Raw genomic sequence first — 19,240 nt, forward strand, 5'->3', positions numbered from 1 at the left:
GGCGAGAGGTGCCCTGCTGTGCCCCGCAGGCGTTGACAGACGGCGCTCATGATCGGGTCGATTTCTGCCCCTTGCGTCCCAAAACCCGCACGTTCATGAGCGCGAGCCCACATCACCGCATCCGGAGGTCCCACGATGGCACTGCTCCCCACCCGTGACGAACAGGTCCCCGGACGGGCCGGATTCGCCGAGTTGACGATGGCGGACATGCCCAGCATGGAGATCCTCGTCATCGACGGGATCGCAAGCTGGATCTTCTCGCCGGACAACCCCGGCAAGGACTACACCGGCGAACACGGTGGCGCGGTGGTGACGCGAGTGCTCGAGGCGGTGCAGGGTGCCTCGAAGTTCAAGCCCGAACTTGTACCGGTCCTGTCGCCGGCGATCACCGACATGCGGGAGCGTGTCCTCGAGGGCATCCACGAGATCTCCGGCACGGCAACCGCTCTGAGTACCTTTGTCATCACGCTGATGCCGGCGGTGATCAGCGAACTCGACCGCAGGACCGGCGACCCGGCCAGCCAGCTGTACTGGATCTACTGCTACTGCATCCTGGTGCTCGCCGGCGGGCGCAGTGGCGACCTCGACCAGAACCTGATGATCGGCATCATGGCGTCCTTCGACGGTTGGAACGATCTGATGTCGGGCGGTTTCACCCTGCCCTGGCGGGCCGAGGCGCCCAGCCAGGCCTGACCGGGCGATCGAGCCCCCCGGTCACCCGTCGAACCGGTCAATCAGACTGCGGCACTCGAACTCTCGACGCCAGGACCGCTCCGGTCGCAGCGGCGGCTGCGGCGATCGCGAACCCGGCCAGGTAGGGCGCCGAGTGCGATCGGTCGACGAGAGCGGCGAAGACGCTGCCCGAGACCGCCAACGTGATCGACTGCAGCAGGGCGTCGTTCACCTGTAGCGCGGAGCTGTTGCGGCCCTCCTCGTCAGGTGCGGAGAGTTCGAGCGTCAGCACCGACATGGTCGGGTAGGCGATCCCGATGCCGACACCGGCGATCACCCACGAGCCGTAGACGGTGAACAGCGGGACCGCGCTCCAGACGACGGCGGAGGCCATGGTGATGCCGACGGCGAGCAGGATCAATCCGATCCTCAGCATCGGGGCCCGGCGCGCCGCCGAGCTGACCCGGCCCTGCAGGGCGGAACCTGCTGACCAGCCGAGAGCACCGACCGTCAGCACGATCCCGGCGCCGGCCGGCGACAGTCCGCGCTCGCGCGAGAGCAGGAGCGGCAGGAAGACCTCGGCACCGGTGAACGCAGCAGAGGTCAAGCCCCGCAACAGGATCACCGTGGGGAGGCCGCGTCCGCTCCGATAGGTCCGTCGCGGCAGCAGGCGGGGGACCGAGACGACCAGCAGGACGAGCGAGACGATCGTCATCGGAACGGCCACCGCGACCTTGGTCTGGCCGGCGACGGAGAGCAGGCAGGCGGCCAACCCGGCCACGGCCGCGAACAGGCCCTTGGTGACCCCCTCGCGAACCGTCGTCGACGGGTCCGCGGTGTGGGTCCGGTCAGCGAGGAGGCGCCGGCACGGCCCCCACCCGACGACCGCGGCGGCGACCGCGATGAACGGCACGCTCAGGAAGACCCACCGCCAGCCGGCGTGCACGACCAGGAACCCGGCGACGGCTGGGCCGAGCAGGGCAGGGAGGATCCACGCGGCAGCGAAGGCGGAGAAGATTCTCGGTCGGGTTTTCTCCGGGTAGGTTCGGGCGACGACCACGTAGATGGCCACCGACGTCAACCCGGTGCCGAGGCCCTGCAGCGCCCGACCACCGATGAGCATGGGCATGGTGGGGGCGGTCCCGGCGACGAGCAGGCCGGCCACGAACAGCAGCCAGCCGAGGGCAAGTGCACCGACCGGGCCGCGCCGATCGCTCCAGCTGCCGGCGGTCACCATCCCGACGATGGCGGTGGCGGCCGGAACTCCGAACGCCAGGGCGTAGCTGCTCAAGCCGCCGAGGGCCTTCGCCACCGTCGGCATCGCCGTCGACACCGCCACGGCCTCGAACGCCTGGACCGCGACCAGGGTGACGGCGGCGATCGTCACCGTGCGGAGGCCAGGGGAGAAGATCCCCACCTCGGGAGTCGTGGTTGTGGTCATCATTCCTGCACGTTACGAGTTGAAGTGCACTTCAGGTCAAAGCCGTTCGGCGCGGAAGCTTTCGGTGAGGTAGGGCATCTCGATGGACTCGTGGCCGGCCAGGTCGGGATGGGTGGTGACCAGATCGCGGACGCCGTCCAGAAGGGCGGCCCGTTCCTGATCCGTCGCGGTGATCACGTAGCTCCGGGAAGCAACCATGTCGAGCAGATCCTGCCCTGTCATCCGGTGCTGCCAGCACACCTCGAAGCGCTCGACGGGGCCGAACAGGTCGCCCAGCTCCTTGATGCCCATCGATTCCGACGTGCCGCCCGCCGGACGCAGCACCCGGCCCAGCTCCTCGACCCAGCCGACCCGCTCGTCCCGGAGGTTCCACACCAGACCGAGGCGGCCGCCCGGCCGCAGGACCCGTGCCACCTCGGGCAGGGCTCGCTCCGGTTGCACCCAGTGCCAGGCCTGCGCGACCAGGATGCAGTCTGCGCTGCTGTCGGCCAGCGGCAGGTCCTCGGCTGTGCCGAGGTGGGCCGGGACGCCGGGCAGCGCCAGGACGAGTTGGGCGAGCATGTTCTCGGACGGTTCGACGGCAGTCACGTCGAGACCCCGCTCGAGGAGCCGCCGGGTCAGCTTGCCGGTACCGGCACCGAGATCGACCACTTGACGGGCATTCTCGGGTAGGAGCCAGTCGACGGCCTCGGCCGGATAGGACGGACGACCCCGCTCGTAGGCCTCCGCAGCCCGGCCGAAGGAGGCTGCGTTCTCCTGTAGCTTCTCGTCCACGATGTCAGTCTGCCCGAAGCCGCGAGCAGCCAGCGGGACCAGGACCGTCTTGGCAAGGTCGGCCTGGTCCTGGCAACGGCCTCGGCCTTGCGAGGTAGCAGCAAGCCTTGCGAGGTGGTCGGTCCGCGCAGGCTGGGCGTTCGAGAGGTTCTCAGCTACTTGGTATGCCGATAGAACGCATCTTGCAGGCTGGGCGGTCGAAAACCGGCCAAGCTACTTGGTGTGCCGATAGAAGGGCGCGTCGGAAGGGGCGAGGGGTGCGCGGCCGAGGATCAGGTCCGCGGCCTTCTCGGCCAGCATCATCACGGGCGCGTAGATGTTGCCGTTGGTCACGTACGGCATGACGGATGCGTCGACGACCCGCAGACCCTGGGTGCCGTGCACGCGCAGAGTAGCCGGATCGACAACGGCGAACGGGTCGGATTCGGGTCCCAACTTCGCCGTGCAGGACGGGTGGAGCGCGGTCTCGGCGTCGGCGGCCACCCATTCCAGGATCTCCTCGTCGGTGGAAACCGAGGGGCCGGGCGAGGTTTCACCGCCATTGAACGGGGCCATCGCACTCTGGCCCAGGATGTCGCGGGCGACACGGATGGATTCCACCCACTCCCGGCGGTCCTGGTCGGTGGACAGGTAGTTGAACCGCAGCGCCGGGTGCTTGCGCGGATCGGTCGAGGTGATCTTCAAGGTCCCGCGCGCATCGGAGTACATCGGGCCGACGTGCACCTGGTAGCCGTGTCCGGTGCGCTTCACCTCGGACGACACCGAACCGTCGTACCGCACGGCGATCGGCAGGAAGTGGAACATCAGGTTGGGGTAGGCGACCTCGTCGTTCGACCGGACGAAACCTCCGCCCTCGAAGTGGTTGGTGGCCGCCGGGCCCTTCCGGGCCAGGATCCACTCCAGCCCGATGAACGGCTGGCGCCATTTGTCGAGATAGGGCTGCATGGTCACGGGTTCCGTGCAGGCGTACTGGATGTAGACCTCGAGGTGATCCTGCAGGTTCGCGCCGACGCCGGGCAGGTCGACCACGCTCCGGATCCCCAACTGCCGCAGCTCCTCAGCGTTGCCGATGCCCGAGAGCTGCAGCAGCTGCGGGGAATTGATCGCTCCGCCGCAGAGGATCACCTCGCCGGCCGTCGCCGTGTGGTTCCGGCCGTTCCGCCGATATTCAACGCCGGTGGCGCGGGTGCCGGAGAAGGTGATCCCGGTGGCAAGGGCCCTCGTCAGGACGGTCAGGTTCTTGCGGCCCATCGCGGGCCGCAGATAGGCGCGGGACGCCGAGAGTCGGCGCCCCTTGTGCACATTCCGGTCGAAGGGCGCGAAACCCTCCTGACGGAAGCCGTTCACGTCGTCAGTCAGCGGGTAACCGGCCTGGACCGCGGCATCGAAGAACGCACCGAACAGTGGATTGGTGGCCGGCCCGCGCTCCAGGACAAGGGGGCCGCCGCGACCGCGCTGGACGTCGTCCCGGTCGGCGGCCAGACAATTTTCCATCCGCCGGAAGTACGGCAGGCAGTGTGCCCAGTCCCATTCGGACATACCCGCGTCGGCGCCCCAGCGCTCGTAGTCGAGCGGGTTGCCGCGCTGGAAGATCATCCCGTTGATCGAGCTGGACCCACCGAGCACCTTGCCCCGCGCATGCGCGATCCGACGGCCGTTCATGTGGGGTTCTGGCTCGGACTCGTACCGCCAGTCGTAGAAGCGGCTGCCGCTGGGAAATGTCAGAGCGGCCGGCATCTGGATGAAGAGGTCCCACGGGTAGTCGCTCCGGCCCGCCTCCAGGACCAGGACGGTGGAGTTGCCGTCGGCCGAGAGTCGGTCGGCCAGCACCGATCCCGCGCTGCCGCCGCCGACGATGACGTAGTCGTAGGTGTTGCTGGAAGAGGTCACGGTGTGCAGGGCTCCTCGTGGTCAGGATGCAGGAAAGTCAGGATGCCGGAAAGCAGGTCAGGATGCAGAAAGTACTGACGTGGGTGCGTCCAGCGCCTAGGGTTGCGTCATGGGCAACATCGAGTCGGGTCCGGGTGAGCCGACGGTCACCGGGCCGGCCAGCGCGGTGCAGTCGGTCGACCGGGCGATCACGGCGTTGGAATTCCTGGCCCGACGGGGCGAAGCCGGGGTGTCCGAGGTGGCAGCGGCCATCGGCGTGCACAAGTCGACCGCCTCCCGGCTGCTCGGTGCGCTGCAGAGCCGCGGTCTGATCGAGATCGCCGGCGACCGAGGCCGTTACCGGCTCGGCTACGGGATTCTCCGGCTGGCCGGCGCGATGGGCGGTCGCCTTGATGTCACCAGCCAGGGCCGAGAGGTCTGCGAGGAACTCGCGCAGGAGCTGGGCGAGACGGTCAACATCGCTGTGCTGCAGGGTGATTCGGTCATCAACGTCTACCAGGCCCACGGTGGAGGGGCTATCTCGGTCAACAACTGGGTCGGCCGGCCGACGCCACTGCACGCGACCTCGTCCGGCAAGGTACTGCTGGCCTACCTGGCGAAATCGTTGCAGGACAGGCTGATCGACTCCGGGCTGACCCGGTTCACACCGGCCACCGTCACTGACGGGCGCGCCCTGCGGCGACAGCTCGGCCTGGTGCACGTCGACGGTTACGCCGTCACGGCCGGCGAGTTCGAAACGGGCCTGAATGCTGTCGCGGCGCCGGTTTTCGGGACCGCGTCGGTCATCGCCGCCGTTTCCGTGTCGGGCCCGGCCTACCGACTGCCCGCGGCCGAGCTCGCCGGTACGGCGAAGGCTGTGGTGGCCGCCTCGGCCCGGATCAGCGAACGGATGGGTCACCTCGGCTGAGCGTCGCCCCACCAGGCGCGGTCGTCGACTTCGGCGGCAGATGGCCACCTCTCAGGCCTGGATCTTGCTCTGGAGCCACTCGTGGAAGAGGCCGATGTGGTGCTCGCTGGGGACCAGCACCCCGCCGTCGCGGTACACCCGCGAGGACATGGCCGGCTGGCAACGTTCGCAGGCATCGAAGTCCTGACGGTTCACCCGATCGAACAATTCCACCGACTTGGTGACGTCCTTGCCCTGCTCGACCACGCTGGGCAGGTAGAGCCAGTCGCACTCGACGATCGTCCGGTCGGCCGCCATCGGGTACATGCGGTGGAAGATGATGTGGTCCGGCACCATGTTGACGAAGACCTGCGGCTTGATGGTGATCGCGTAGTACTTGCGCTCCTGATCGGGGTCGATCGAGGGAATCTCGTCGAGGCCCTCGGAGCCGTCGATGGTGAAACCCTTGATGTCGTCACCGAACGCGGCTCCGTGGTTGACGAAGAACTGCGCCGCCAGGCCGTCGGCGAACTCCGGGAGCACCTCGGTCAGTTCGGGGTGGATGGTCGCGCAGTGGTAGCACTCCATGAAGTTCTCGACGATCAGCTTCCAGTTCGCCTTCACGTCGTAGACGATCCGCCGTCCGATCGCGAGCTTCTGGACCTCGTAGTGATCGAGATTGGTCAGTTCACCCAACCGGTCCACTACCTCCTGCAGGACGGTCGCCTCGAACGACGGAGGTTCGTCCGCCAGGCTGACCCAGACGTACCCGAGCCATTCGCGCAGATGCACCTTCTTCAGGCCGTATTCGTCGCGGTCCACGTCCGGCATCCTGGTGAGATTCGGTGCGGCGATGAGCTTTCCGTCGAGGTCGTAGGTCCAGGCGTGGTACGGGCACTGGAATGCCCGGCCGACGTCGCCGGCGTCCTCCATGCACAACCTGATCCCGCGGTGACGGCAGATGTTGAAGAACGCCCGCACCTCGCCTCTGCGGCTCCGCGAGATGATGATCGACTCGGTACCGACCTGCACCGTCCGGAACGTGCCGGGTGTGGGGACGTCAGAGGCGCGGATCGCGCAGAACCACATGTCCTCGAAGATCTTCGCCTGCTCGAGGGCGAAGATCTGCGGGTCCGTGTAGAAGTGCCCGGGCAGAGTCGAGATCAGCGACTCGGGCAGTTCGGTGGTGGTCATGGAATTCACCTTCGCGTCGCGGCGGGCATGCACGGCGGGTACTGCACAACGGCGGTTGCTGCATCAAGGTGTTGACTGCACTGAAAGGTTGCGCTGGGCGCAACGCGTTCTACAGGATGCAACAGCCTCAGTTTCCTGCCGGTCCGGGCGAACTGTCAAGGTGTTGTCGCCCTGGCCGGTGAGGAGAGCTGTTTCCGCCATCTGGTGAACAGCTTCGGCTGGTTCATCCCGAGGACTGCCACCGGGATGCCGTCCCGTCGGTAGACGACCAGCAAATCGTCCGTCTCGGCGCTTCCGGCCTCGATGGTGACCTCCTCGTCACCCTCCCGGCGGCCGGTGAACTGGATCTTGACCCCGTATTGATCTGACCAGAAGTAGGGCGGACGTAGGGGAGTCGGCGAAGGAGGCAGTCCCAGCATCGAGGCGACCATCACCGCCGGACGGTCGCGCGAGTCGGTCCAGTGCTCGATGCGGTGGTGCCGGCCCCGTACGTCGTCGAACCACGCCGAGCAGTCGCCCACCGCGTAGACACCGGGAGCCGAGGTGGCGCCGACCGCGTCGCAGACCACGCCGCCGCCCGGGTTCGGTGCGGACAGGTCCAGCCCGGAACCGGCCAGCCAATCGATGGCCGGGAGGGCGCCGATGCCGGCCACCACCACGTCGGCCGGGACCTCGGTGCCGTCGGCCAGCAGTACTCCCGTCACGCGGTCGGCGCCGAGTAGTCCCGCGACCGCCACCCCGCACAGCAGTCGGACTCCGTTCCGGGCGTGCAGTCCGGCGACGACGAGTCCCATCTCGGGCCCGAGGGGGCCGGCCAGCGGTGTGGGGGCAGCCTCGATGACCGTGACGTCGATGCCGAGAGCTTTGGCGGTGGAAGCGATCTCGGCGCCGATGAAGCCGGCTCCGATCACCGCGAGTCGGACGCCGGCCTGCAGTTCGGCCTTGAGTGCAACCGCATCGGCCAGGGTGCGGACCGTGTGGACCCCGGCCGGAGCCCCTGGCATTCGCCGGGCTGTCGAGCCCGTGGCGACGACCACGGCGTCCGCGGTGACGGTCCGGCCGTCCGCGAGCCGCACGGTGTGCGTCTTCGGGTCGAGGGCGATCGCTCGGACGCCCAGGATCCACTCCGCGTCCAGGGCCTCGTCGTCCAGTTCGAGTGCCAGGTCGACCTCGGTGGTACCGCCGGAGAGGAACTCCTTCGACAACGGCGGGCGATCGTACGGACGGACGTCCTCGTCGCCGATCATCGTGATCACTCCGGTGAAACCCATTCGCCGCAGGGCTTTCGCAGTCGCGTGCCCGGCCAGGCTGGCGCCGACGACGGTGACCGACGTCAGGTCGGGCATCAGGCGGTGACGCCGGGCGGGAGGTTCGGCGTCTGGTCGGACAGCGTGACGTAGATGTCGCCGTCGGTGATCGTGACGGCGTGCGTCCGGACCCCCTGCTTGGCCGGCGGGGCGTCCACCTCGCCGGTCCGCAGGTCGAATTTGGAGGCGTGCAGCGGGCACTCGATCTCGCAGCCGTCCAACCACCCGTCGGCCAGCGAGGCATCCTGATGGGTACAGGTGTCGTCGATGGCGAACACCTCGCCGTCATCGGTGTGGAACACCGCGATCGGCGGCGACACCTCATCGACCCGGAGGGCTTCGCCGGCGGGTAGTTCGGCGAGCGGGCAGATGCGCAGCACGGGCTTCCTCTTTTGCGCTAGACACAACTCAATTCGTACTACGCAACAGCTTCGAGCAGCGGCGGGGCAGTGTCAAGACGGCCGCGGGCGTTCGACCGACTCCGCCGCGGGGATCTGAGCGTGTCGGCCACGAATTGTTTCGACGCACGCAATCTGGCCGAAATCTCCGCCCGCAGAGCCTGGCGAGCAGTTCCTGTCGGGGCCCGCCCGTACTGTAGGTCTGCTGCCCGAAGTACTGGCCCCTTCAGTACCGCCGGCCTCTGCACCGACCAGGACCGAAGCGCGCGAAGCTGAGAAGAGGAATCGCCATGATGCCCGGTATGCCCGATCTGCAGGCCCTCCTGCGGCAGGCCCAGCAGATGCAGGCCGACATGGCCCAGGCGCAGGCCGATCTCCAGCTGTCCGAGGTAACCGGCCACGCCGGCGGCGGTCTGGTGGCCGCCACGGTGACCGGTGACGGCCAGCTCAAGACCCTGACGATCGATCCGTCCGTCGTCGACCCGACCGATGTCGAGACGTTGGCGGATCTGATCGTGGCGGCCGTCCGTGACGCGAGCCGCTCGGCCGCGGAGCTTGCCGAGCAGAAGATGGGCACCGTCGCCGGCGCGATGTCCGGCCCGGGTGCCTTCGACGGTCCCGGTGGGTTCGATCTGTCCGCGTTCGGCCTGCCCGCGCTGGAGGGGCTGGCCGACGACGAGGACTACGACCCGGATGACGAAGCCGCTGACGATGACGATGACGATGTGGTCGACGACGACGTGCAGGACGGTCCGCCCCGAACCCTGCCTCCAGCAGGGGTCTGATCGGTGTACGAAGGCCCCGTCCAGGACCTGATCGACGAGTTGGGCCGGCTGCCCGGCATCGGTCCGAAGTCCGCCCAGCGATTGGCGTTCCACCTGCTCACGGCGGATGGCTCGGACATCACCCGACTGCAGACGGCTCTGCAGCGGGTGAAGGACGAGGTCCGGTTCTGCACCGAGTGCGGGAACGTCGCCGAAGGCGACCTGTGTCGGATCTGCAGCGACCCGCGTCGCGACATCGGCCTCATCTGCGTGGTCGAGGAGCCGAAGGACGTGCCCGCCATCGAGCGCACCCGTGAGTTTCGCGGCCGCTATCACGTCCTCGGTGGCGCCATCTCACCGATCGACGGCATCGGTCCCGACCAACTGCGCATCGCCCCGCTGCTCCGGCGGATCGCCGAGCCGGGCGTCAGCGAGGTCATCCTGGCGACCGACCCGAACCTCGAGGGTGAAGCCACCGCGACCTACCTGATCAGGTTGCTGCGCACCTTTCCCGATCTGTCCGTCACCCGGCTGGCGAGCGGTCTACCCGTCGGTGGTGACCTCGAATACGCCGACGAGGTCACCCTCGGGCGAGCCTTCTCCGGTCGTCGGTCCGTCGACGCCTGAGCCCGGCCGCCGAGCAGACCAGCAAGTCTTGCCGCCGACAGCCAGCCGAAGCGGACATTCTCCTGCCGTCCAGTCGTCAGGCCGCCAGGCTTGTGCTCGCGACGAACCTTGCGGCATAGCTGGGCTTTTGCCGGTTTCCATTGTGTATCGAATGTAACGATGCAATCACGGCGCTAGGAGTGTCACAGCATCACGCATACGGTTCGCAGATCAATCGAGCCGCCGCGGCTACTGGTTGAGGGCTGTCCTCGAAACGGCTCTGGCGCCAAGACAGGGAGTCCGGCACCGTCGGATCGGCAGCATCGATCATTTTCGACATCAGGTCGGCTGCACAGGCAGCGGGCCAATCCATCACCTGGAGGTTGGCAAGCGTGAGACGATCCAATTTGATCGGGCTGGGGTTGGCCCTCACCGCAGCAGTGACGCTGGCCAGTTGTGCCAGCTCGAACCGTGGGGCCACCACCACCGCCCCGACGACGCCCCCGACCAGCAGCGGCGGCGGAGCGGCGAGCAGTGTGCCCGCGACCGCCGCTCCCAGCAGTGGTGGTGCCGTCAGCAGTGGTGGAGCCGCCAGCAGCGCGCCCGTGAGCGGTGGCGCCGGCGGCGGACCCACCGATCCGAACGGAACCTTCGTGTTCGGTGCGGCCGGTGCCCCCAGCATGTTCGATCCCCTCTACGCCACCGACGGTGAGACGTTCCGCGTCACCCGGCAGATGACGGAGGGCCTGATCCAGTTCAAGCCAGGAACCGCTGACGTCGAACCGGCGCTGTCCGATTCCTGGACGCAGTCGTCCGACGGTCTGGTGTGGACGTTCAAGATCCGTCAGGGAGTGAAGTTCACCGACGGGACCGCTCTGGACGCCGCGGCCGTCTGCTACAACTACGATCGCATGTTCTCCCAGACCGGCGCCGGTGCAACGCTTGCGCAGTACTGGTCGGACAACTTCGGTGGCTTCAAGGGGCAGAAGGACGACGCCGGCAAGGTCATCCCCAGCCTCTACAAGTCCTGCGTGGCCAAGGACGCCGCCTCAGCGGTGGTGACCATCTCCAGGTCGACCTCGAAGTTCCCGGCCATCCTGGGTCTGCCGTCCTTCTCGATCCAGTCGCCGGCCGCGTTGAAGCAGTACAGCGCCGATTCGGTCAAGGCCGACGGCGACAGCTTCATCTACCCGGCCTACGCCCTGTCGCACCCGACCGGGACCGGTCCGTTCAAGTTCTCGAAGTACGACAAGACCAACAACACGGTCGAACTCGTCCGCAACGACGGCTACTGGGGTGCCAAGGCGAAGGTCGCCAAGCTGATCTTCCAGATCATTCCGGACGAGACCGCGCGGAAGCAGGCGCTGCAGGCCGGCACCATCGACGGCTACGACCTGCCGAACCCGGCCGACTGGGATGCCCTGACGAAGGCCGGCTTCAATGTCGCGGTCCGCCCGGCGTTCAACGTGCTGTACCTGGGTATCGACCAGAAGAACAATCCCAAGCTGGCCGATCTGAAGGTCCGTCAGGCGATCGCCTACGCCTTGAACCGCAAGCAGTTCGTCGACTCCCAGCTTCCCGCAGGGGCCGAGGTCGCGCTCAACTTCTACCCGAAGACCGTTGACGGCTGGACCGACGCCGTGCAGAAGTACGACTACGACCCGGCCAAGGCGAAGGCCCTGCTGGCCGAGGCCGGCGCCTCCAACCTGACGCTCAATTTCTGGTGGCCGACGGAGGTCTCGCGGCCGTACATGCCAGACCCCAAGAGCGTCTTCACGGCCTTCAAGGCGGACCTGGAAGCGGTGGGCATCAAGATCACCGAGACCTCGAAGCCGTGGAACGGTGGATACCTCGACGGTGTCGACGCCACCAAGCCAGATCTGTTCCTGCTCGGCTGGACCGGCGACTACAACACCCCGGACAACTTCCTCGGGTCGTTCTTCTCCGACTCGAAGAACCGCTTCTACACCGCGGCCTCGTCCTGGGGAACCACGTTCTCCACCGAATTGGCAACTGCCGACTCGGAGCCGGACAAGGCCAAGCGTGACGCCATGTATGTCGCGCTGAACAAGAAGATCATGTCCGACTACCTCCCGGCGATCCCGATCTCGCACTCGCCGCCGGCGCTGGTCATCGCCAGCGACGTCAAGGGTCTGATCCCGAGCCCGCTGACCGACGAGAGGTTCGCCTCGGTCTACAAGGGCTGATCGTCTTCGTTGTCCAGAATCCGGTGGCAGCCGTCCTTCTCGTTGGGCGGCTGCCACCGGGGGCCATTGGCCGGCTGTGCCCGTGCGTAGCCGGAGTCGACGATCGGGGATTTGGCACATGTCGGGAGATGACTCTCTTGAGCTTCAGCACACGGTGAGGCACGACGCATGTTGAGACACAGCGCATGTTGAGGGCTGGCGCATGTTGAGATACACGGTCCGGCGACTGCTGCAACTGGTGCTGGTCATGCTGGTCCTGTCGTTCCTGTTGTTCATCTGGCTCCGCAGCCTGCCCGGTGGGACCGTGTCCGCCATCCTCGGCGAGCGGGCCACGCCGGCCAAACGCGCCGAACTGAATGCCGTGCTCGGGCTGGACCAGCCGGTCGTCGTGCAGTACGTCAAGTTCCTGGGGCGGGTCCTGCACGGCAATTTCGGTTCCTCCACAGCCGTCTCTCCCGGATCGACAGCGCTGCAGGTGTTCGGCGACCGTTTCCCGGCTACGGTAGAACTCGCGTTCGGCGCCATGCTCTTCGCGCTCGTCTTCGGCATTCCGCTCGGTTACATCGCCGCCCGCCGGCGCGGCGGATGGCTGGACAACGCCGGCATGGTCACGTCGCTGCTCGGCATCGCGGTTCCGGTGTTCTTCCTGGCCTTCCTGCTCAAGTTCATCTTCGCCGTCAAACTCGGCTGGCTCCCGCCGACCGGACGTCAGGCGGTGAACATCGACGCCACCAGGGTGACCGGCTTCTTCGTCCTGGACGGCCTGCTCACGCGCGAGTACGACGCGTCCTGGGATGCGGTCAAACACCTGATCCTGCCGTCGATCACGCTCGGCACCATTCCGTTTGCGGTGATCTTCCGGATCACCAGGTCCTCCGTCCTCGAGGTGTTGAACGAGGACTTCATCCGGACCGCGGAGGCGAAAGGCCTGACCAACCGGGTGATCCGGGGTAGGCACATCCTGCGCAACGCGTTGCTGCCGGTGGTGACCGTGACCGGTCTCCAGGTCGGTGCGCTGCTGGCCGGGGCCGTGCTGACCGAGAAGGTCTTCGGCTACCCGGGTCTCGGGGAGGCCACCGCCATTGCGTTCACGCAGAAGGACTATCCGGTGTTGCAGGTGCTGATCCTCGCCTCCGCCGCGACCTACGTCATCGTCAACATGCTCGTCGATCTGAGCTATGCCGTGATCGACCCGAGAATCAGGACGAGGTGAGATCCGCGTGACCAACAGCGATATCCTTGCCACCGAAACCGGCGATGCCGGCCCACCCCGCCGCTGGGGCGGCTGGCGCAAGGGCCGGATCGACGGACTGGCCGCGTCTGCCGCCGACGACGGCGGTGTCTCGCTCTGGCAGGACGCCTGGCGCCGCCTGCGGATCACCCCGGTCTTCTGGATCGGTGCGGTGATCATCGGACTCTTCGTGATCCTGGCCATCATCGCCCCGTGGATCGCGCCGCAGGATCCGGCGGCGCAACTGCTCATCGGGCAGACGTCCCGGGCCCGGAACCAGATCGCCCCCGCCCAGCCAGGTTTCCTGCTCGGGGGAGACACCTACGGTCGGGACCTGTTCTCCCGCTTGGTTCTCGGTAGCCGGCAAACGCTGCTGGTCGGCGTCTTCGCCACCCTCATCGGGTTGACCGGAGGGCTGATCCTGGGCTTGCTGGCCGGTGCCTTCGGCGGCTGGGTGGACACCGTCGTCATGCGGATCGTCGACGTGATGTTGTCCATTCCCTCTCTGCTGCTGGCCATCTCGATCGCCGTGCTGTTCACGAACCCGAACCTGACCACGGTGATCATCGCGGTCTCGGTGGTGCAGATCCCGGTCTTCGCGCGCCTGCTGAGAGGCCAGATGCTGGCGCAACGCGATTCCGACCACGTGCTGGCGGCTCGATCCCTCGGCGTCCGCCGCGCCCCCATCGTCTTCAAGCACATGCTGCCGAACTCGATCTCGCCGGTGATCGTGCAGGCCACGCTGGTGGTCGCCACCTCCATCATCGATGCGGCTGCCCTGTCCTTCCTCGGCCTGGGATCGCAGGACGCCGGCACCCCGGAATGGGGACAGATGCTCGGGGAGGCGCAGGATCGCATCGACTCCCATCCGGGCCTCGCCTTCTGGCCGGCCGGTGCCATCGTGGTGGTGTCGCTCGGATTCACGTTGCTCGGGGAATCTCTCCGCGAGGCCATCGACCCGAAGAACCGGAGGTGACCATGTCCCTGCTCACGGTGTCGGACCTGAGTGTCGAATTCACCAGGCGTGGCGTCGCCCCGTTCAAGGCGGTCGACAAGGTCAGTTTCGAGGTGAGCCCCGGTCGCACGATCGGTTTGGTCGGCGAGTCCGGTTGCGGCAAGTCGGTCACGTCGCTGGCGATCATGCGACTGCTGGCGTCCCGCGGTTCGACGGTGACGGGCAATGTGGTGTTCGAGGGCACCGACCTGCTGAAACTGAGCCGTTCGGCAATGCGGGACCGCCGCGGTCGCGATCTGGCGATGATCTTCCAGGACCCGCTGTCCAGTCTGAATCCGGTGATCTCCATCGGGCTGCAGGTAGCCGAGGTCCTGGTGAGACACCGCGGCATGAAGCGCGGTGCGGCCATGCGGGAGGCGGTCGAGCTGCTCGACCAGGTCGGGATCCCCGACCCGGGACGGCGAATCGGCGAGTACCCGCACCAGTTGTCCGGCGGCATGCGTCAGCGCGCCTTGATCGCGATGGCGCTGGCCTGCCGGCCCCGGCTGCTCATCGCCGACGAACCGACGACCGCCCTCGACGTGACGATCCAGGCCCAGATCCTGATGCTGCTGAAGTCCCTGGTGACCGATCACGGCACCGCGATGATCCTGATCACCCACGATCTCGGGGTGGTCGCGGGGCTGTGCGACGAGGTCAACGTCCTCTACGCCGGGCGCGTGGTGGAGCGCTCCGGGCGGCACGAACTGTTCGCGGCCCCGGGACATCCGTACACGAACGGCCTGCTCGCCTCGATTCCCCGATTGGACACGGGCGGCGGGCGACTGATCCCGATCCCCGGTTCGGTGTCCGACAACATCCCGTGGACCGACGGCTGTGCCTTCGCGCCCCGGTGCTCCCAGCCGGTGGACGCCTGCCGTCAGGTGTCGCCCGACCTGGTCGGTCCCGACCACCACCTGCTGCGCTGCCACCACCCGGTGGCCCAGCCGTCGCGGCAGGAGGTGGTGTCCGGATGAGCGGCAGGACAGGGACGAGCGCGAACACCGGAACGAGCGGAAAGACGAGGATGACCGGCCGGGAGACGACGACGAAGGCGGGGATGGGCGAGGTCCTGCTGGACGTCAGGGATCTCAAGGTCCACTTCCCGATCAAGCGGGGCGTGCTGTTCGACCGGACCATCGGGTACGTCTACGCCGTCGACGGTGTCTCGTTGACGGTGAACCGCGGCCAGACCTACGGTCTCGTCGGTGAATCCGGTTGCGGCAAGTCAACTCTCGGTCGTGGCATCCTGCGGCTCGTCGACCTGACGTCGGGCTCGGTTCTCTTCGACGGCCAGGACATCGCCACCCTCGCCACCCAGGAACTCCGCCGGGCGCGACGGCGGATGCAGATGGTGTTCCAGGACCCGCTGTCCAGTCTCGACCCGCGGCAGTCCGTCCGCTCGATCCTCGAGGAGGGGATGAAGGCGCACGGGCTGGCGACGTCGGCCACTCAGGTCGGGGCGCGGCTGCGCGAACTGCTCACCGCGGTCGGCCTGCCCACCAGTGCCCTGCGGAAGTACCCGCACGAGTTCTCGGGCGGGCAGCGGCAGCGTATCGGGGTGGCGCGGGCGCTGACCGTCAACCCCGATCTGATCGTCGCGGACGAGCCGGTGTCTGCGTTGGACGTCTCGGTGCAGGCCCAGGTGGTCAACCTGCTGTCCGATCTGCAGGAGCAGATGGGGCTGACGTACATCGTCATCGCCCACGACCTTGCGGTGGTGCGGCACATCTCCGATCGGGTGGGCGTGATGTACCTCGGTTCACTCGTCGAGGAGAGCGACTCCGAGCTGCTCTACGAGAACCCGCTGCACCCGTACAGCCGCGCACTGCTCTCTGCCGTCCCGGTGCCCGACCCGGTGGTCGAGGACACCCGCGAGCGGATCCTGCTGAAGGGCGATCTGCCGTCCCCGGCCAATCCGCCGTCGGGCTGCCGGTTCCACACGCGATGCCCCTGGCGGCAGCCGACCCGGTGCGACACCGAACGCCCGGAACTCCTCGAGTTCAGCCCCGGGCACCGCGTGGCCTGCCATTACGTCGCCGACATCGCCTCTGGCCAGCTCCAGCCGCACGAGGTGTCGACCGCCGTCGTCTGAGCTTTCGTGCGTTGATTGGCTCAGACCAGCCGGACGCTGATTCCCTCGAGCGTGATGACGTCGCCTCGATGGAGCTGGCGGCCGCGGCGCATCTCGACCTCGTCGTTGACGGTCACCAGGCCGTCCTCGAGGATGGGCCGGACGTCGGCGCCGTTGTCCACCGCGCCGGCCAGCTTGAGCAGTTGGCCGAGCCGGATCATGTCGCCGGTGATTCCGATGTCGTGCATCGGCCCATCATCCCGCACGGTCGGATGGTCCGGTTGCAGGCCAGCGCTGGTCCGATCCCCAGCCGGCGACGCTTGCGTCCTGCGAAGTGCTCGCTATAGCGAGCACTTTGCAGGACGCTATCGCCACGTCGCATCGCTATCGCCACGTCGCATCGCTATCGCCACGTCGCATCGCTATCGCCACGTCGCATCGCAAGCGCTACGTCGCATCGGCCGGTGGGTTCAGACCTCGGCCGACATCTCGCCGAGCGGTCGGGTGGCCAGGTCCTCGCGGATCACGGCCTTGCGGATCTTCCCGCTGGCCGTGCGCGGCAGAGCGTCGACGAACTGCACTCCGATCGGACACTTGAAGTGCGCCAGCCGCTCTCGTGCCCAGTCGATGATCTCCCGCTCGCTGGGTTCGGTACCCGGCTTGGCCACCACCACGGCGTAGGGCGACTCGCCCCAGCGCTCCGAGGAGACCCCGACGACAGCGATCTCGGCAATGGCGGGGTGCCCGGACAGCACACTCTCGACCTCGGCCGGATAGACGTTCTCCGCGCCGGAGACGATCATGTCCTTGACCCGGTCGTGCAGGAACAGATAGCCGTCCTCGTCGACCGAGCCCCCGTCGCCGGTACGGAGCCATCCGCCGGGCAGCAGCGTCGCGCTGTTCGCGTCGGGCCGCCGCCAGTACCCCTTCATCACCAGGTCCCCGCCGATCAGCACCTCGCCGCGTTGGCCGATCGGCAGTTCCTCCGAGGTGGCCGGATCGACGATCTTCACCGTGCTGCCCTTCAGGGGCCGTCCCACCGACTGCAGGCGCTTCTCCAGACCGGGTGCCGGATGGTGATCCTCCGGGGTGAGAATGGTGATTCCGCCAGTGGATTCGGTCAGTCCGTAGCTCTGCACGAACGAGCACCCGAAGATCTCCGTGGCCCGGATCAGCACCGGCACCGGAATCGGGGCAGCGCCGTAGATCAGGTATTTCAACGCAGAGAAGTCGGCGTCGGCGACACCGGGAACGTTGATCAGCACCTGCAGGACGGCTGGGACAACGACCGCGTGCGAGACCTGTTGCCGCCGCCACAGTTCGATCAGTCCGGGGAGGGAGGCGGCGCTCTCCAACAGCAGCGCCGAGCCGTTCAGGGTCGCCACCAGGGCCAGGCCGATGCCGGCGATGTGGAAGAACGGAATCGGCGCGGTCGCGACCGAGGTGTTGTCGAGCCGGATGATCGTCTGCAGGGGGGACAGCGCGATGCCGATGTTGCGGCCGGTGAGCTCGATGCCCTTGGCCGGGCCGGTCGTTCCGGAGGTGTAGAAGATGACCGCTGTGTCGTCGACGTCCTGTTGCGCGCCCGGATCGGTGTCCGCAGCGTCCGTCAGCCACTCGTCCCAGGCGGCGGCCCCGTTTTCGCTACCCGCTGCGCCGACGGTGACAGCTCGGAGCAGCCCGGTGATGGTCACCGCCACCGGGACGTGCTGCTCGTCGCCGGCACCGATCACGATGACGGCCGGCTCCGCGTCCTGCAGGATCTGGGCCACCTCGGGTGGGGCCAGCCGATTGTTGAGGGCCGTCGGGATCGCGCCCATCTTGGCCGCGCCGTAGAGCACCGCGAGGAAGGCGGGTGAGTTGGCCCCGATGAAGGCGACCCGGTCGCCGGCCCTGACCCCGTCACGCAGGAGGGCGTTCGCCACCCGGTTCGCGAGGCGGTCCAACTCGGCGAAGCTGGTGACCCGGTCCGCCTCGATGATGGCCGGAGCCGTCGGCGTTGCCACTGCGTTCGCCCGCAGGATGTCGGCAATGCGGACGACCGGACGGCCATCAGGGAGGAGGGCGGTAGCGCCGTGCTCACCCGGGTCGAGGGTGGCGGCGCCGACTGGACTCGTCGCTGTCATAGCGGCGTCCTTTCCTCCCGGGAAGAACCGGCAGCGTCGCTGCGGGCCCCCAGCCTGACACGCGTGTTTCCGCCCCCGCAACGGGCGGCATGCAGACTGCGTGAAATTCGCTGCGCCGGCCTACGTGTCGCTGTCTGTTCGCGGGGCCGGGTGCGGGGTCGGTAGCCGTCTTACAGGCCTGGCTACCGGGCGGCGCGCATCCGGTTGTTACGGGGCAGGTGTTCGAGCTCGGCCAGACCGAGCGCTTCCATCAGGGGGGGCAGGTACATGCCGAAGCGGCCGCAGTAACCCTTGCGGAGGCCATACCAGCCGCCCACCGGATTCGACTCCGATCGGCCCCAGGCCTCGACGGTGCCGTCCTTGGCCGGCTTGTTCTCGTCCGCGCTGCCGAGCGGGATCCAGTCGCCCGCTTCTGTCAGCATGGCGGCCAGGTCGTCGAGGCTACGCAGGTCGTAGTAGAGGGTGGTGGACCCGACGACGCAGACGAGGCGGGGCGGATCGTTCGCCTCGTCCCGGTACATCGTGTACTCACCGGTGCCGGGCGGCGTGCGGAGCTGCCACGGATCGTCCTTGGTACCACTGCCGATCGGCGTCATCTTCGATCCTCCGTGCTTGGCGGGGCCGTGTCGCAGCAATCGTGGCCCCACATCGGTGCTGGCACAAGCAGCGCAGGCTG

The 19,240-nt window shown here is 67.5% G+C and carries 18 protein-coding genes and 1 pseudogene; 9 read left to right on the forward strand and 10 right to left on the reverse strand.

What is annotated here, in order from left to right; all coding sequences use genetic code 11:
- The first annotated feature begins 135 nt into the window (after positions 1-135).
- Positions 136-693 (forward strand): hypothetical protein, encoded by a 558-nt coding sequence (locus tag ABIB25_RS21105; protein ID WP_354530492.1) that lies wholly within the window; start codon positions 136-138, stop codon positions 691-693.
- Positions 694-730: 37 nt separating this feature from the next.
- Here ABIB25_RS21105 and ABIB25_RS21110 read toward each other — a convergent pair whose 3' ends face one another.
- The 3 genes from ABIB25_RS21110 to betA form a co-directional block, all read right to left on the reverse strand.
- Positions 731-2,116, reverse strand: coding sequence for an MFS transporter (locus tag ABIB25_RS21110; RefSeq protein ID WP_354530493.1), 1,386 nt, complete (start codon positions 2,114-2,116; stop codon positions 731-733).
- A 33-nt stretch (positions 2,117-2,149) separates the two neighbouring features.
- Entirely contained in the window at positions 2,150-2,887 is a 738-nt protein-coding gene (locus ABIB25_RS21115; RefSeq protein ID WP_354530494.1) for a class I SAM-dependent methyltransferase, read from the reverse strand.
- Positions 2,888-3,100: 213 nt separating this feature from the next.
- Positions 3,101-4,777, reverse strand: coding sequence for a choline dehydrogenase (gene betA / locus ABIB25_RS21120; protein ID WP_354530495.1), 1,677 nt, complete (start codon positions 4,775-4,777; stop codon positions 3,101-3,103).
- Between the two features lie 109 nt (positions 4,778-4,886).
- Between betA and ABIB25_RS21125 the strand changes: the two genes are divergently transcribed.
- Positions 4,887-5,684 (forward strand): IclR family transcriptional regulator, encoded by a 798-nt coding sequence (locus ABIB25_RS21125; protein WP_354530496.1) that lies wholly within the window; start codon positions 4,887-4,889, stop codon positions 5,682-5,684.
- Positions 5,685-5,735: 51 nt separating this feature from the next.
- Here the strand turns inward: ABIB25_RS21125 and ABIB25_RS21130 are convergent, their stop codons facing one another.
- The 3 genes from ABIB25_RS21130 to ABIB25_RS21140 form a co-directional block, all read right to left on the reverse strand.
- Entirely contained in the window at positions 5,736-6,857 is a 1,122-nt protein-coding gene (locus ABIB25_RS21130) for an aromatic ring-hydroxylating oxygenase subunit alpha (protein WP_354530497.1), read from the reverse strand.
- A gap of 155 nt (positions 6,858-7,012) precedes the next feature.
- Positions 7,013-8,194: an NAD(P)/FAD-dependent oxidoreductase gene (locus ABIB25_RS21135; protein ID WP_354530568.1), complete on the reverse strand. Its 1,182-nt coding sequence runs from the start codon at positions 8,192-8,194 to the stop codon at positions 7,013-7,015.
- Between the two features lie 8 nt (positions 8,195-8,202).
- Positions 8,203-8,544: a bifunctional 3-phenylpropionate/cinnamic acid dioxygenase ferredoxin subunit gene (locus ABIB25_RS21140; RefSeq protein WP_354530498.1), complete on the reverse strand. Its 342-nt coding sequence runs from the start codon at positions 8,542-8,544 to the stop codon at positions 8,203-8,205.
- Between the two features lie 308 nt (positions 8,545-8,852).
- Here ABIB25_RS21140 and ABIB25_RS21145 point away from each other — a divergent pair.
- Both ABIB25_RS21145 and recR read left to right on the forward strand, forming a co-directional pair.
- Positions 8,853-9,203: pseudogene (locus tag ABIB25_RS21145) on the forward strand (YbaB/EbfC family nucleoid-associated protein); the annotation flags it as partial.
- A gap of 147 nt (positions 9,204-9,350) precedes the next feature.
- Entirely contained in the window at positions 9,351-9,953 is a 603-nt protein-coding gene (gene recR, locus ABIB25_RS21150) for a recombination mediator RecR (RefSeq protein ID WP_354530499.1), read from the forward strand.
- A gap of 190 nt (positions 9,954-10,143) precedes the next feature.
- On the opposite strand, the gene ABIB25_RS21155 is transcribed toward recR, so the two are convergent.
- A complete protein-coding gene (locus tag ABIB25_RS21155; RefSeq protein WP_354530500.1) occupies positions 10,144-10,614 on the reverse strand; it encodes a hypothetical protein in 471 nt (156 codons plus the stop codon).
- Between ABIB25_RS21155 and ABIB25_RS21160 the strand changes: the two genes are divergently transcribed.
- From ABIB25_RS21160 to ABIB25_RS21180, 5 genes are all read left to right on the forward strand, one after another.
- Positions 10,613-12,139 (forward strand): ABC transporter substrate-binding protein, encoded by a 1,527-nt coding sequence (locus ABIB25_RS21160; RefSeq protein WP_354530501.1) that lies wholly within the window; start codon positions 10,613-10,615, stop codon positions 12,137-12,139. The genes ABIB25_RS21155 and ABIB25_RS21160 overlap by 2 nt on opposite strands.
- 202 nt (positions 12,140-12,341) lie before the next feature.
- Entirely contained in the window at positions 12,342-13,352 is a 1,011-nt protein-coding gene (locus tag ABIB25_RS21165; protein ID WP_354530502.1) for an ABC transporter permease, read from the forward strand.
- 88 nt (positions 13,353-13,440) lie between these two features.
- Positions 13,441-14,346: an ABC transporter permease gene (locus tag ABIB25_RS21170; protein ID WP_354530569.1), complete on the forward strand. Its 906-nt coding sequence runs from the start codon at positions 13,441-13,443 to the stop codon at positions 14,344-14,346.
- A 2-nt stretch (positions 14,347-14,348) separates the two neighbouring features.
- Positions 14,349-15,341, forward strand: a complete 993-nt coding sequence (locus ABIB25_RS21175) for an ABC transporter ATP-binding protein (RefSeq protein WP_354530570.1) — start codon at positions 14,349-14,351, stop codon at positions 15,339-15,341.
- Positions 15,342-15,391: 50 nt separating this feature from the next.
- Entirely contained in the window at positions 15,392-16,459 is a 1,068-nt protein-coding gene (locus ABIB25_RS21180) for an ABC transporter ATP-binding protein (protein WP_354530571.1), read from the forward strand.
- Positions 16,460-16,479: 20 nt separating this feature from the next.
- On the opposite strand, the gene ABIB25_RS21185 is transcribed toward ABIB25_RS21180, so the two are convergent.
- From ABIB25_RS21185 to ABIB25_RS21195, 3 genes are all read right to left on the reverse strand, one after another.
- Positions 16,480-16,686 (reverse strand): RNA-binding S4 domain-containing protein, encoded by a 207-nt coding sequence (locus ABIB25_RS21185; protein ID WP_354530503.1) that lies wholly within the window; start codon positions 16,684-16,686, stop codon positions 16,480-16,482.
- 222 nt (positions 16,687-16,908) lie between these two features.
- Positions 16,909-18,564 carry an AMP-binding protein gene (locus ABIB25_RS21190; protein WP_354530504.1) on the reverse strand — a complete coding sequence of 552 codons (1,656 nt, stop codon included), beginning with the start codon at positions 18,562-18,564 and terminating at the stop codon, positions 16,909-16,911.
- Positions 18,565-18,746: 182 nt separating this feature from the next.
- A complete protein-coding gene (locus tag ABIB25_RS21195; protein WP_354530505.1) occupies positions 18,747-19,160 on the reverse strand; it encodes a DUF6855 family protein in 414 nt (137 codons plus the stop codon).
- Between the last annotated feature and the right edge of the window lie 80 nt (positions 19,161-19,240).

Source organism: Nakamurella sp. UYEF19 (genome assembly GCF_040546275.1).
In the GTDB taxonomy this organism is placed as follows: Bacteria; Actinomycetota; Actinomycetes; order Mycobacteriales; family Nakamurellaceae; genus Nakamurella.

Coding starts and splice junctions, on each gene's coding strand:
- ABIB25_RS21105 (WP_354530492.1), top strand. CDS start 136: ATGGCACTGCTCCCCACCCGTGACGAACAGGTCCCCGGACGGGCCGGA.
- ABIB25_RS21110 (WP_354530493.1), bottom strand. CDS start 2,116: ATGATGACCACAACCACGACTCCCGAGGTGGGGATCTTCTCCCCTGGC.
- ABIB25_RS21125 (WP_354530496.1), top strand. CDS start 4,887: ATGGGCAACATCGAGTCGGGTCCGGGTGAGCCGACGGTCACCGGGCCG.
- ABIB25_RS21130 (WP_354530497.1), bottom strand. CDS start 6,857: ATGACCACCACCGAACTGCCCGAGTCGCTGATCTCGACTCTGCCCGGG.
- ABIB25_RS21160 (WP_354530501.1), top strand. CDS start 10,613: ATGTTCGATCCCCTCTACGCCACCGACGGTGAGACGTTCCGCGTCACC.
- ABIB25_RS21155 (WP_354530500.1), bottom strand. CDS start 10,614: ATGCTGGGGGCACCGGCCGCACCGAACACGAAGGTTCCGTTCGGATCG.
- ABIB25_RS21165 (WP_354530502.1), top strand. CDS start 12,342: ATGTTGAGATACACGGTCCGGCGACTGCTGCAACTGGTGCTGGTCATG.
- ABIB25_RS21175 (WP_354530570.1), top strand. CDS start 14,349: ATGTCCCTGCTCACGGTGTCGGACCTGAGTGTCGAATTCACCAGGCGT.
- ABIB25_RS21180 (WP_354530571.1), top strand. CDS start 15,392: ATGACCGGCCGGGAGACGACGACGAAGGCGGGGATGGGCGAGGTCCTG.
- ABIB25_RS21185 (WP_354530503.1), bottom strand. CDS start 16,686: ATGCACGACATCGGAATCACCGGCGACATGATCCGGCTCGGCCAACTG.
- ABIB25_RS21190 (WP_354530504.1), bottom strand. CDS start 18,564: ATGACAGCGACGAGTCCAGTCGGCGCCGCCACCCTCGACCCGGGTGAG.
- ABIB25_RS21195 (WP_354530505.1), bottom strand. CDS start 19,160: ATGACGCCGATCGGCAGTGGTACCAAGGACGATCCGTGGCAGCTCCGC.